Source organism: Streptomyces rapamycinicus NRRL 5491 (assembly GCF_024298965.1).
In the GTDB taxonomy this organism is placed as follows: Bacteria; Actinomycetota; Actinomycetes; order Streptomycetales; family Streptomycetaceae; genus Streptomyces; species Streptomyces rapamycinicus.
In genome coordinates, this window is record NZ_CP085193.1 from 1,202,923 (window position 1) to 1,215,979 (window position 13,057).

Sequence of the window (13,057 nt, forward strand, 5' to 3'; positions counted from 1 at the left end):
TCCCGGAAGTTTTCACAACCCCCACGAAAATCCTCGCCCGCCCCGGCTTCGAGAGATCATGCGTCAGGCTCGAGGGACGAGCCGCAACGGCCGTGTCAGTGCGTCGACGCGGCTCATGCGACCGAGGAGGTCCCGCCGTGACTGTTGCCGCAGTCGGCAATACCGGTGATGCCATGGAGCTTTTCCGTGGCACCGCCCACAGCCCGTCGTTCTTCGCGCTCAACCGCGCCGGGGTCACGGGTGGCGGACAGGAGCTCGTGGACTTCTGCATCCCCTGCAATCCGTACTTCCCCACCCCCGCGATGTTCGCCGTGATGGCGGTCAGGCTGCGGGACATCCTCACCTACTACCCGAGCTCCGCGGAGACCATCACCGCCGAACTGGCCGATGTGCTCGGGCTGCAGCCGCAGACCATGGCGATGGGCAACGGCTCGACCGAGCTCATCACCTGGATCGACCATCTGCTGGTGAAGGAGAGCCTGGCGGTGCCGATTCCCACCTTCGGCCGCTGGACCGACCAGCCGATGGAGACCGGCAAACGGGTCGATATGTTCCAGCTCCCGGAAATGAGCGGATTCGCACTCGACCCCAACGCCTTCGTCAACTTCGTACGCTCCCGGGGCTCCCGGGTCGCCGTGATCTGCAATCCCAACAACCCCGACGGCGGGCTGGTGTCCCGCCAGGCCCTCATCGGCATCATGGACGCCCTGGCCGACCTCGACCTGATCGTGATCGACGAGTCCTTCCTGGAGTTCGCGGACGCCGAGGCGTATCCGAGCGTCGTGGACGAGGCCATCCTGCGCCCTAATGTGATCGTGCTGCGCAGCCTCGGCAAGAACTTCGGGCTGCACGGGGTGCGCTTCGGCTATCTGGTGGCCAATCCGTCGCTCGCCGTGCAGATCCGCTCCCGGCTGCCGAAGTGGAACCTCAACTCCTTCGCCGAGGTCATCGTCTTCATGCTGAAGCGGTACCGGCAGGAGTACGTGGAGAGCCTGCGCATGCTCAGCCGCGACCGGCAGCAGATGACCACCCAGCTGACCGGGCTGCCCGGGATGACGGTCTACCCCTCCCAGGGCAACTTCGTCTTCGTCAAGCTGCCGGCCGGGACGGACGGCGGCTGGGTCCGCGACCAACTGCTGTCCCAGCACGGTGTGCTGGTGCGCGAATGCGGCAACAAGCTGGGCAGCAGCAGCCAGTTCATGCGCTTGGTGGTGCGCTCCCAGCCGGATGTGCAGCGGCTGCTGGCCGGGCTGAGCACGGTGCTGTACGGGACGTCCTTCTACGCTCCGCAGGTCGGCTGGGACCAGCAGTCGTCGCTGCCCTACCCGGGGTCCTCGGGATACCCGGGGTCCTCGGGGTCCATGGGGGCCCTGGGAGCCACCTCCTGGCAGGCCCAGTCCCTGGACTACTCCTACCAGCAGCCGCCCCAGCTGCCCGCGGCGCCGATGGCGCAGGAGCCCCAGCCGATGTACTCCGCGGCGGCACTCCCGGCCCCGCAGGGCGTCGCCGGCGACCCGTACGGGCAGGCGTCCTTCGCGGGCGCGGGGACGGGCGCCTCGCCGGGGTACGTCCAGCAGCAGCCGCTCCCGGAGCTGTCGCCCGCCTATGTCGCCACTCCCCCGGTCCAGCCGCCCCTGTACCAGGCCCCGGCCGCGCTGCCGCAGCCCCAGATGGTCCAGGCCCCGCAGCCGCAGATTCCGCAGCAGGTGCCCGCGCAGCAGTTCCAGGCCCCGCAGTTGCAGCCGGTCCAGAGCCAGGCGCCGCAGGGCCAGACGCCGTTCATGCAGATGGCGCCCCAGCCGCAGGGCACGCCGTACCAGGGCGCCCAGGCACAGACCTCCCAGATGCCGATGGCCCAGGTCCAGGGTGCCCAGGGGCAGGGTACGGCGGCGTACGTCCAGACCCGGCCCGAGGAGACGACGGTCGACCAGATCCCGGTCTACGGGCAGCAGGAGACGGGAATACCCGAGCCGTCGCCGATGGAGCGCACCCAGGCCATGACCTACGACCCCGCCGAGCTGAAGGCCGCGGCGGCGGCAGCGGCCCCGGTCGTCCCCCTCAGCGAGCAGGACGACGACCCGACCGGCCAGACCCCGGCGCTGCAGCGCTATCCGCGCCCCGCGGCGTACCTCCAGGACGGCTCGACGGCATGACCGGGCCCCGGTGCCGAGGTCATGGCCGACGCAGCCGGTCGTCGCACGGCCAGGCCGGGGAGACCCCGGCCGCCGCGCAGACCGCTATGTGCAGCAGCAGCGGATGGGTGTACGGCTCCCCGTCGCCCGGCCAGTGCACCACACCGGGCTCCTCACTGCCCGTGGGACCGCCCGTGGGGCCGGTCCGCCGCCCGGGCGGGCCGGTCACCATGGCGCCGGGCGCGTAGACGGCCGGTGGGGGCCAGTCGACCCCGACGTCCGAATGGGGCGGCACGATCCACCACCAGCACCCGGCGCCGGTGAGCACACATCCCGCCCGGGGCAGCAGGGCCATCACCCCGGGGCCGTGCCGCTCGGCGATCCCCACCGCGTCGTAGGCCCGGTCCGTCCGCAGCGTTGCGGGCAGTTGAAGGCGGTTGCGGCCGGACACCGCACGGAATCCCCGCCGGCCGAACCGGCCGCGGACGAGGCCGGTCAGCGCACCGGCGAACGCGTACGTCATCTAGGGGCACTTCACAGAGGTCGGGCCGATGGTGCCTGCGGTCGCCGCGTCGGGGCGCGGTAACGGGATCATGCGGCAACTATGCGCATCGCCGGGGACACTTGGCAAGCGTCACTCTGAATTGTGCAGAGTCGTCAGTGCAATGTGTCCGTTCCGCACTGGCCATGGCACACTGCGAACATCAGCGTTGGGGAGGTCAGGGAGGGATTCAGGTGAGCGAACCGCGGTCGGCGCCGACCGTGGGTCAGGTCGTCCTCGGCAAGAGGCTGCAGGATCTGCGGGAGAAGGCGGGGTTCAAGCGGGACGAGGCGTCCAAAGTGCTGCGGGTGGCGCCCGCCACCATCCGCCGCATGGAGACCGCCGAGGTCGCGCTGAAGGTCCCGTATGTGCAGCTGCTGCTGGACGCCTACGGGATCACCGGTGACGAGCTCGACTCGTTCATCACCCTGACCGAGGAGGCCAACAAGCCCGGCTGGTGGCAGCGGTTCCACGACATCCTGCCGGACTGGTTCAGCGTCCACGTCAGCCTGGAGGGCGCGGCCGAGATGATCCGGGCGTACGAGCCGCACTTCGTGCCCGGACTGCTCCAGACCGAGGACTACGCCCGCGCGGTCATGCAGACCGGCGCCGTCGGCCAGGCCGACTCCCGGCAGGCGGAGCGCCATGTGGCGCTGCGCATGGAGCGGCAGGGCCTGCTCACCCGGCGGGATCCGCCCCGGCTGTGGGTGGTGATGGACGAGACGGTGCTGCGCCGGCAGGTGGGTTCGGCGGAGGTGATGCGCCACCAGGTCGACCGGCTGCTGGAGGCCGTGGAGATGCCGCACATCACGCTGCAGATCTCGGAGTTCTCCTCCGGGCACCATCCGGGCACCTATGGGCCCTTCGTCCTCTTCCGCTTCGCTGTACCCGAACTGCCGGACATGGTCTACGTCGAGTACCTGACCGGCGCCGTCTACCTGGATGAGCGCATCGAGGTGGCCTCCCATCTGGAGGCCATGGACCGCATGGCGGCCCAGGCGGCAACCGCACGACGCACAAAGGAGATCCTCCGGGATTTCCGCAAGGAGCTCTGATCGGAATGGATCGCATTCACAACGGCATGCGCGCGAGTGACCTCGGCAGTGAGGGCTGGCACAAGCCGTGGAGCGGTGGCAACGGCGGCAACTGCGTCGAAGCCATGAAGCTGGACGACGGCCGGGTCGCGATCCGTCAGTCAACCGATCCGGACGGTCCGGCGCTGATCTACACCCGCAGCGAGATCATCGCGTTCATCCAGGGCGCCAAGGCGGGCGAGGCGGACTTCCTCGTCTGCTGACGCGGCCCCGCGCGCCGACGCCGACGGCCGGTGGCCCGTCGGCGCCGGCGCGGCGTCGGCGTACCGTTACGTGGCGTCCGCCGCCAGTGCCCGCAGCAGGCCGATGGTCAGCGCGGTACGGGCCGGGATCGGGGCGAGCACGGTGTGTTCATGGCGGGCGTGGGCGCCGGAGCCGAGGGCACCGAGCCCGTCGAGGACCGGACGGCCGAGCGCGGAGACGAAGTTGCCGTCGCTGGCACCGCCGACCGCGGTCTCCGCCAGCTCCCAGCCGTGTTCCGCGGCGATCGCGTGGGCCCGCTCGAACAGCCGGCGGGACGGGTCGGACGGGACCATCGGCGGACGGTTCCACTCACCGGTGACGGTCAGCCGCACCCGCTGGTCGGAGGGGGCGAGGGCGTGCAGCGCGGCGTCGATCCGCTTCATCTCCTCCGGTTCGGCGATCCGGATGTCGATGCCGCAACTCGCCTGTGCGGCGATCACATTGCGCCCCGTACCGCCGCTGATCAGCCCCACGTTCACCGTGGTCCCCCGCTCCGGGGCGCTGAGCGCGGCGATCCGCGGGACCACCTCGGCCAGCGCGTGGATGGCGCTCGCGCCCGCGAACGGATCGAGACCCGCATGCGATTCGATGCCGTGGGCCGTCACATCGAACAGCCCGACGCCCTTGCGGGAGGTCTTGAGCGCCCCGTCCAGCGACGCCTCGAAGACCAGCGTGGCCAGGACGTCCTCGCTCAGCCGCTCGATATGGCGGCGGGAGGCGGGGCTGCCGATCTCCTCGTCGCCGTTGAGCAGCAGCCGCACCGAGGGATGAGGGAGCCCCAGTTCGCGCAGCAGCCGCAGGGTCCACACCGCCTGCACCAGGCCCGTCTTCATGTCGAAGACACCGGGGCCGCTCACCCGGCCGTCCTCGACCTCGAAGGGCCATTCGGCGAGCGTTCCGGCCGGCCACACCGTGTCGTAGTGGCACAGCATCAGCACGGTGCCGGGCGCCGTGCCGCGATAGGTCAGGACGAGCACATCGCCGTGCGGTCCGCAGTCGTGGCGCTCGGTTCCGTCCGGCTCGCCGAGCCGGTCGACGACCCAGCCGCTGATCGTGGCGAGCCCCGCGTCCAGCAGTCGCTTGTCGTTGCTCGGCGTCTCCAGTTCCACCAGCGTCCGTAGGTCTTCGATCATCTCGGGCAGCGCCTGGGCGGTGGCGGCGGCGAGGTCGGAGGGGGTCATGCGATGAGGATCCTTCCCGGGGGTGGCGGGGGTGAGGGAGCGGCTGGTGATCAGCGGACGGGCGCGCCGGGGCCGAGCGGAATGCCCAGTGCCCACCAGACGTAGAACAGCAGGGTCCAGGCCACCAGCATGGCCACGGACAGCGGCAGGGTCAGCGAGGCGAGGGTGCCGATTCCGGCGGAGCGCCGGTAGCGCTGGAGGAAGCCGAGCGCCATGACGAAGTAGGCGCTCATCGGGGTGATGGCGTTGGTGCAGGAGTCGGCGATGCGGTAGACGGCCTGGGTGGCCTCCGGGGGGATGTGCAGCAGCATCAGCATCGGCACGAAGACCGGGGCCACCAGCGCCCACATGGCCGAACCGCTGGTCATCGCCAGATTGATCACCGTGCACACCACCACGATGCCGACGAAGGCGACCGGGCCGGTGACCCCGAGGTCCTTCAGCAGATCGGCGCCGCGGATGGCGAGCACCTGGCCGACGCCGGTCCACTTGAAGTACGCGAGGAACTGGGAGATGGCGAAGAACAGGACCAGGATGGGGGCCATCTCCCGCATGCCCTGCGCCATGAAGTCCGGGATGTCACGGCCGCCCCGGACGGTACCGGCCGCACGCCCGTAGACCGCGCCGAGGAGGGCGAAGAGCAGTCCGAGCACCACGGCGATTCCGGAGAGTACGGGCGATTCGACGATGCTGCCGCCCTCGCCGCGCAGCGGTGACCCGGTGGGGATCATCGCCACCACGATCACCGCGAGGTAGCCGACGAGGGCGACGGTGGCGCGGCGCAGCCCGCGGCGCTCCTCGGGCGCCAGGGCGAGTTCGACATCCCCGGTGGCTTTCCCGGTGGCTTCGCCGTCCGCCTCCTCGGGCTCGGGCGGAAGTGCCGCCACCCGCTTCACCAGCACCTTCTCGGTGACGAAGGTGATCACGGCGGCCAGCACCACCGAGGAGGCGAGGGAGAAGAAGTAGTTGGACAGCGGGGTGACGACATAGCCGGGGTCCACGGTGTGCGCGGCGGCCGTGGTCAGCCCGGACAGCACCGCGTCCATCGGGGTGATCAGCGGGCTGGCGTCATAGCCCGCCGATACGCCGACGAACGCCACGACGATCCCCAGCAGCGGACTGCGCCCGACGGCCCGGAAGGCCAGCCCGCCCAGGGGGACCAGCGCCACATAGGCGGCGTCGGACGCGATGTGGGCGACCATCGCGGTGAAGGCCAGGGCGAAGGTCATCCAGCGCGCCGGGACCTTGGCGACACCCGCCCGCAGCATGGCCGCGAGCAGCCCCGACCGGTCGGCGACGGCGACGCCGAGCATGACGACCAGGATGGTGCCGAGCGGTGGGAAGGTGGCGTAGTTGGTGATCGCGTCGTTGATCATCGACCGCACGCCGTCGACCGAGATCAGGCTGCGCACCGCCACGGTCTTGCCGCCCGCCGGGTCGACCGCGGAGACGTCGGCGGTGGCGAGCCCCCAGCTGATCAGCGCGAGGAAGGCGCTGAGGATGGCGAACAGCCAGAAGGGATGGGGAAGCTTGTTGCCCGCGCGCTCGACGGCCCCGAGCACCCGGAGCAGTGCGGACAGCGCCGCCGAGGACTCCCCGGGCGCGTCGGGAGGCGGTTTGCCGGGCGGGTTGTCGGGTGTGGTCGTGGTGTCGTTGGAACTCACCGTCCGCACTCCTTCGTCGACGACGCAGTAGTGGACGTCCATTAGAGAAGGCATGACGGAATGAGGCAAGTGAAAGACTCATTACGCAAGAATGATTCACGCATGGAGCACCAATCGCACGATAGATTCTTATCCATGGCAGCCGTTCCCCCCACCCCACCGGTGCTCGACGACGCCGACCTCGATCTGGTGGCCGCCCTGCAAGTGGCGCCGAGGGCGCCGCTGAGCGCGCTGGCCGAGGTGCTCGGCAGCTCCGCCAGCACCGTCGGCCGCCGGCTGGCCCGGCTCGCGGAGGAGCGGCTGCTGCGGGTGATCGGGCAGGTGGAGTGGCCGATGCTGGCCGAGGGCAACCCCCTGCACATCTGGGTGGCCACGGCCCCGGGGCAGGCGTGGGAGGTGGCCCGGCAGCTGTCCGAGCTGCCCGAGATCCCGTTCGTCGCCACGACCACGGGCCGCGCGGATGTCTACTGCTCCCTGCACGCCACCCGGCGCGACCGGGCGCGTGAGCTGCTGATGACACGGATCCCGTCCGTCCCCGGTGTGCGGTCGGCCCATACCGAGCTGGTGCTGCGGGCGACGGCGAAGTCCGACTCCTGGCGGCTGCGGCGGCTGGACCACGCCCAGGTGGGGGCGTTGCGGGAGGTGGCCGATCCGGTGGAGGAGCCCGCATCCGTCACCGGGTTCGGCGACGACGAGCTGCGGGCCATGGAGCTGCTGCGCCAGGACGGCCGGGCGAGCGCCGCCGATGTGGCGCGCGGGCTCGGCATCAGCCGGTCCACCGCCTACCGGCTGACCCAGTCGCTCCTCCAGCGCGGGCTGGTGCGGCCCCGTGTGGAGATCGAACCGGCGCTGCTCGGCCATCCGCTGGAGGTCGTGATCGAGCTGCATGCCGCGCCCGGGGCCATCCAGGAAGTGGCCGACGCGCTGGCCCGGCATCCCTCGGCGCGCTATGTCTCGATCGTGGCGGGCACCTCCTCGGTGATCCACCACGGGGTGTTCCGGGACGAGGACGGCCTGGCCGAGCTGCTCACCCGCGATCTGGCGACGCTTCCCGGCATCACCGCCTGCGAGGTGTCGGTGGTCCTCGATGTGCTGCGCCGGTACTGGATCGGCCGCGAGGACGGAAGACTGCTGGGCCAGGACCGATGAGTTCCGTGCGGCGCGCCGGTCTGAGAGGTGAAACAGGGGGCGGCGCCTTCCCGCCCCCGCTCACCGAGGAGACACCATGAGCAGCGACGAGATCACCATCAGCCGGGACCTGGACGCACCGCGCGAGACGGTGTGGCGGGTGTGGACCGAGCCGGAGTACTTCGCCCGCTGGTTCGGCGCCGCGCCCGAGTCCGTCGACCTCGACGTCCGGCCGGGTGGCGCCTGGAGTGCGACCGTCGCCACTCCCGCGGGCGAAATGCCGATGCGCGGTGTCTACCGCGAGGTGGTCGGCCGGGAGCGGCTGGTGTGGACGCTGGATCTGCCGCAGGGCGCCATGGAGATGACCGCCACCTTCGCCGATCTGGACGGCGGCCGGACCCGGGTGGTGCTCCGGCAGCCGGCTCCGCCGCAGGAGCAGTGTGCCCAGGCCGAGGAGGGCGCGGCCCAGCTGCTGGACGCCTTCGCCAAGGTGCTCGCGTCGGTCTGAGCGATCCCGGTCACTCCCCCGGCGGCGGCCCGTCCCACTCGATGACGTCCACCCCGTCACCCACGGCCAGTTTTCCGGCGCGGATCACGGAGAACTGGCAGCCGAACAGGGTGGCGCCGCCGGGGCCGCGCCGGTAGCCGGCCATGGTGCGCAGCGGTTCCGGGCCCGCCTTGACGCCCGCGCTCTGATCGACCGTCGTCACGACGCACCGGGCGGTGTGCTTGGCGAAGCCCAGCTCGGCTCCGCCGATGGCGATCCTGCGGACCCGGTCCTCCCGATGGGGTTCGTCCCATCCGCCGATCACGATGCCGGGGCGGAAGCGGTTCATCGGCAGTGGAGCGCCGCCCGCCTCGGCGATCCGCTCGTTCAGCCCGTCCAGGCTGGCCCGGGAGACGATGTGCACCGCGGCGCTGTCGGCGTAGCCGCAGGTGCCGGGGGTCCATCCGTCGGTCACCCGGTCGTGCTCCGGGGGCACCCGCACCAGCCTGCTCGGCGCGCCCAGGAACCGGGAAAGCCACGTGGCGGCGTCCTCGCCCTGGTCGATGCCGAGATAGGGCGTGTCGAACACGGTGACCTCGCGCCGGGCGGAGGTGGTGTCGATGTCGAGGGCCACCTCGTCCTCGCCGGGGGCGGACAGGGTGAGCCGGGTGCCGTGCGCGTCGATGGCGGGGCGGATGACGGCGAGCCGGGGATCCCGACGCTGAGTGCGGCACTCTCCGTCCTCGCCGATGACCATGAAGTCGCGGTCGTGTTCCAGACCCGCCTCCGTCAGCAGCGCCTCGGACAGCGGAACGCCCGCGCAGCCCTTGATGGGATAGCAGGTCAGCTCGACAACGGTGGCCACGCGGGCACCCTACCCCAGGGGTGGTGACGCCTCCGAGCGGCCGGTCGGGGCGCTCATCCCCCATCGCCCGGTGCCCGACCGGCGTTTCATGGCACGGCCCGGTTCCGCCATGCGCCCCCGGCCCGGCGTCCAGCGGCAGGGCGTAGCGGCGAGTACGCCGAATGATCCACCGCGCACGGCCGGTGACCACCGGCATACGCCGTAGGCGCGCTGCGCCTCCCGTCGGCGGGAACCCAAAACGAACCGTTTCCAGGGAGCGACGGACGAGGTCGCGGGAAAAGCGCGGCCCCCGGCGCCGCCCGGGGTCCCGGACAGGCGGGTGAAGGGTGATTATTCCGGGGCCGCTCCTGCGAGCGGCCGGAAGGGAGGAAGTCGATGTGAGGCAATGATATGCGCGGCGGCGCGGTTCCCGCTATACACGGGCGGCGTGATTCTCCGCCAGTTCCCCGCCGCCATGACGACCGGGCCTTTTCGGAGAACTGCCGCGGCGTACGGGCGGTCGGCGAGGCGATGCCCGACAAGAGATACGGTAAACGCCGAGTCAAGTCCGCTTTGTGGCCCACGAGTTGGCCGGGTGTCGAGCGGCTGCCCCTGTTCCGCGGGCCATAGCGGAGGCGAGCGGGCATACGAGCCGGGGCCCTGGTTCCGCGCCCGGTGCCCTCGGGAGCGAGACGTAGGGCCCGCCGCTGCCGAAAGCGACGAGGAGCAGGGAGCGAGGAACGAGCGACCGTCGACGAGGAGTGTCGGCACCGGATCAGAGCGCCCGGAGGCGAGCGGCCCAAGAAGAGGCGTTCGCCTCACCGTCTCCGCGTCGTCTCCCCGCCATGCCGTCGCCCGGGGCCGCGTCCGCTCCCGGCCGGCCCCGGCCCCGAACGCCACGGTCGGCGGCGGGCCCCGTCGATACGTTTCAGTCTCCCGCCGCTCCCTGGGAAACTCCGCCGGGTGCCCCCGGGCGCGTTCGCTCATGCGTCCCCCTCTTCCCCGCCCCACCGCAAGGCCGTCCTATTTCCCGCCCCTCCCGCCGTCTCCGCTCTTCTCTTCCTCTCCTCCCCTCCCCGGCATTCCCCGGATGCCGGGGAGGGGGCCGGAACAGCTGGTTCCAGCGCGGTGCCGCGCGGTTACGGCGGCCTCCTCGGGCCCGGCCGCCAAGCGGCCGATCTTGACCGCGCGGTGACGCAATAGCGCCGGGGAGGATCCCGTGCCGCGCGCCCGGCCCGCACCGGACGCCGTATTGAGCCGCCCGCCGCTCGTCCGGTCTTCAACCTCTCGCGCCCCGGCGGCAATTCACCCGGGCCGCAGTCCGAGATCGGTCATCGATCACCCGGAAACCAATCCGGCGGAATAGCGGCCGCCCCGTCCGGCGCCCCGGAGAATCATTTCCCGCCGTACGAGGGCGTCCGGCGGCGCGTGATCGCCCGCGCCCGCCCCCGGCCCGCCGCTCCGCCCCGCCGACGGCCGTGCGCCCCCGGCCCTCCATGCGCCTCCCGCCGCGCAGCTGAGGGGGCGTCAGCCGATTCCGGGGTGGCACCGGGCGGCGCGCGGCGGTCCATGAGGCCCCCTGCGCCTTGTGACCGGCGGGGCCGGGCTGCGGTACTCGTACAGCCCGCCGGGTCCTCCGGAGGGCGACGTCGAGAGCCGTTGTGGAGAGGAACCAGCCTCATGGCCGTACGAGGAAGTCACCGACGCCCCGCATCGCCCAGCCGGGTCTCGCCGCTGTGTGCGGCGCTCACCGCGGGCGGTGTCGGCATCGTCCTGCCGTTCCTCGGCACCGGCGCCGCCCACGCGGCCTCGGTCGACACCTGGAACCGGGTCGCCAAGTGCGAGAGCGGGGGCAACTGGCACATCAACACCGGCAACGGCTACTACGGCGGACTGCAGTTCTCCCAGCACACCTGGGAGGCGTTCGGCGGCACCACCTACGCCGCGCGGGCCGATCTGGCCTCCAGGGCCCAGCAGATCACCGTGGCGGAGGCGGTGCTGCGCAAACAGGGCCCCGGCGCGTGGCCGGTGTGCTCCGTCCGCAGCCGGCTGACCCGGTCCGGTCCACCCGCCGGAGTGACGAGCCAGAACGCCCACCCCCGCGCCCAGCACCCGGCCAAGCCCAAGAAGCCGGCCAAGTCCGCCGCGAAGTCCCGGGCCCGGCAGCACACCGCACGGCGCGCGGCGGCGTCCGGCTCGTACGCGGTCGTCCGCGGCGACACGCTGTCCCGCATCGCCACGCGTGCGTCGGTCAGGGGTGGCTGGAAGGCGCTGTACCACGCCAACCGCGGGACCGTCGGCCCGAACCCGGATCTGATCCACCCGGGGCAGCGGCTGACCCTGCCCGCGGGCTCCCGGCATCCGCACAAGGCGGCACCCCGGCGCCGCGCCTCGACGGTCTCGAGCCACACGGTGGTCCGCAAGACGGCGGCCCGCCCGCATACGGCCCCGGTCAGCGGGCCGGTCAGCGCGGGGTACGGCGTCCGCGGCCCGCGGTGGGCCAGCGGCCATCACACCGGTGTGGACTTCGCGGTGCCCACGGGCACCTCCGTGCGCGCGGCCGCCCCGGGCACCGTAGTGGCGGCCGGGTGGGGCGGCGCCTTCGGCTACCAGGTGATCATCCGTCACGCCGACGGGCTCTACACCCACTACGCGCATCTGTCGGCGCTGGCGGTACGCACCGGGCAGTCGGTCGAGGCGGGCCACCGGATCGCCCGGTCCGGCAGCACCGGGAACGCCACCGGACCGCATCTCCACTTCGAGGTCCGCACCGGCCCGCGCTACGGCTCCGACATCGACCCGCTGGCCTATCTGCGCTCCCACGGCGTCAGCGTCTGACGCCGCACACCGGACGCATCGCGTCCACACGGTCCATCTCCGAGGGGTGGGGGAAGGGGAGGCCGCCCGAGGCACGGCTCGGGCGGCCTCCCGCCATCCGCGCGGGGACCGGTCAGTACCAGATCGCGACGGGCAGCCCGGTCTCCGTCACCTGAGGCGGGTCGGGAAGGCTCCGGGCGGCCCGGAGCGCGACGCGCCGCGCGCTCCAGGCCGCCGCCGCGGCGTCCAGGACGTCGTCGGGCGGCACCCGCCCGGCCGCTCCGAGGTCGTCGGGCAGGACGATGCCCCGGGCCTCCAGCAGCCGGCGGCGCACGGCCTGGCCGTTCCAGCTCTTCTTGCTCCAGGACACGGGCCGGCCCTCGTCGAGGGCGGCGAAGGAGACCTCGGGATGGACCTCGTACAGCCGGTGGTCGCCCCCGTCCCGGCAGGCGTTGGCCTCGCGCAGCTTCGCCGCCAGCCCCCAGGTCTGGCTGTTCACCTTCTGACCGGTCAGCCGCTGGGAGATCCGATTGGCGTCGTCGTGGTCGTCCGCCTCCCAGACCTCGCGCGGCGGCACGGGGAAAACCCGGGAGCCGTGCGGGGCCACCTTCGCGCGGGCCAGGGCCTCCGCCTCCCGCCATCCCTCCGCCAGCAGCCCCAGCGGCATGTCGACCGCCACCACGGCGGCGTCCGGAACCCGGCCGAGCAGCTCGCTCAGCGCCCCGGCGGTGTCGGCCCCCGCGAAGCGGCCCTCCCCGTCCAGGGTCACGGCCACCCAGCCGGTGCGGCAGGCATCCACCCCCACGACGGGCGATTCGGCGCATCCGGGTGCGGGCGGAGTGTGAAAAGCATCGCGACGGGAACCCATGCGCCGTATCCGACCACGCGGATGAGCCGGTGCGGGGCCGAACGGCAGGAAAGGACGG

At 72.0% G+C, this 13,057-nt stretch carries 11 protein-coding genes; 6 read left to right on the forward strand and 5 right to left on the reverse strand.

Annotated features, from left to right (window positions below):
* Positions 1 to 137 precede the first annotated feature (137 nt).
* Positions 138 to 2,153, forward strand: coding sequence for a pyridoxal phosphate-dependent aminotransferase (locus LIV37_RS05200; RefSeq protein WP_373920589.1), 2,016 nt, complete (start codon positions 138 to 140; stop codon positions 2,151 to 2,153).
* Between the two features lie 19 nt (positions 2,154 to 2,172).
* Here the strand turns inward: LIV37_RS05200 and LIV37_RS05205 are convergent, their stop codons facing one another.
* A complete protein-coding gene (locus tag LIV37_RS05205; RefSeq protein WP_121825800.1) occupies positions 2,173 to 2,655 on the reverse strand; it encodes a hypothetical protein in 483 nt (160 codons plus the stop codon).
* A 212-nt stretch (positions 2,656 to 2,867) separates the two neighbouring features.
* Here LIV37_RS05205 and LIV37_RS05210 point away from each other — a divergent pair, with 212 nt between their 5' ends.
* Both LIV37_RS05210 and LIV37_RS05215 read left to right on the forward strand, forming a co-directional pair.
* Positions 2,868 to 3,728, forward strand: a complete 861-nt coding sequence (locus tag LIV37_RS05210) for a helix-turn-helix domain-containing protein (protein WP_020866050.1) — start codon at positions 2,868 to 2,870, stop codon at positions 3,726 to 3,728.
* A 5-nt stretch (positions 3,729 to 3,733) separates the two neighbouring features.
* Entirely contained in the window at positions 3,734 to 3,970 is a 237-nt protein-coding gene (locus tag LIV37_RS05215; protein WP_020866051.1) for a DUF397 domain-containing protein, read from the forward strand.
* 66 nt (positions 3,971 to 4,036) lie between these two features.
* Here LIV37_RS05215 and LIV37_RS05220 read toward each other — a convergent pair whose 3' ends face one another.
* Positions 4,037 to 5,191 (reverse strand): M20 family metallopeptidase, encoded by a 1,155-nt coding sequence (locus LIV37_RS05220; RefSeq protein WP_020866052.1) that lies wholly within the window; start codon positions 5,189 to 5,191, stop codon positions 4,037 to 4,039.
* Between the two features lie 50 nt (positions 5,192 to 5,241).
* Positions 5,242 to 6,897 (reverse strand): AbgT family transporter, encoded by a 1,656-nt coding sequence (locus LIV37_RS05225; RefSeq protein WP_202979677.1) that lies wholly within the window; start codon positions 6,895 to 6,897, stop codon positions 5,242 to 5,244.
* 93 nt (positions 6,898 to 6,990) lie between these two features.
* On the opposite strand from LIV37_RS05225, the gene LIV37_RS05230 reads away from it, so the two are divergent.
* Together LIV37_RS05230 and LIV37_RS05235 are read left to right on the forward strand one after the other, a co-directional pair.
* Entirely contained in the window at positions 6,991 to 8,004 is a 1,014-nt protein-coding gene (locus LIV37_RS05230) for an Lrp/AsnC family transcriptional regulator (protein WP_020866054.1), read from the forward strand.
* A gap of 76 nt (positions 8,005 to 8,080) precedes the next feature.
* Positions 8,081 to 8,491 carry an SRPBCC family protein gene (locus tag LIV37_RS05235; protein ID WP_020866055.1) on the forward strand — a complete coding sequence of 137 codons (411 nt, stop codon included), beginning with the start codon at positions 8,081 to 8,083 and terminating at the stop codon, positions 8,489 to 8,491.
* A 10-nt stretch (positions 8,492 to 8,501) separates the two neighbouring features.
* On the opposite strand, the gene LIV37_RS05240 is transcribed toward LIV37_RS05235, so the two are convergent.
* Positions 8,502 to 9,335, reverse strand: coding sequence for an MOSC domain-containing protein (locus LIV37_RS05240; RefSeq protein ID WP_020866056.1), 834 nt, complete (start codon positions 9,333 to 9,335; stop codon positions 8,502 to 8,504).
* A 1,659-nt stretch (positions 9,336 to 10,994) separates the two neighbouring features.
* On the opposite strand from LIV37_RS05240, the gene LIV37_RS05245 reads away from it, so the two are divergent.
* Positions 10,995 to 12,152: a transglycosylase family protein gene (locus LIV37_RS05245; protein WP_020866057.1), complete on the forward strand. Its 1,158-nt coding sequence runs from the start codon at positions 10,995 to 10,997 to the stop codon at positions 12,150 to 12,152.
* Positions 12,153 to 12,264: 112 nt separating this feature from the next.
* Here LIV37_RS05245 and LIV37_RS05250 read toward each other — a convergent pair whose 3' ends face one another.
* Entirely contained in the window at positions 12,265 to 12,999 is a 735-nt protein-coding gene (locus LIV37_RS05250; RefSeq protein WP_121825799.1) for a DUF429 domain-containing protein, read from the reverse strand.
* Between the last annotated feature and the right edge of the window lie 58 nt (positions 13,000 to 13,057).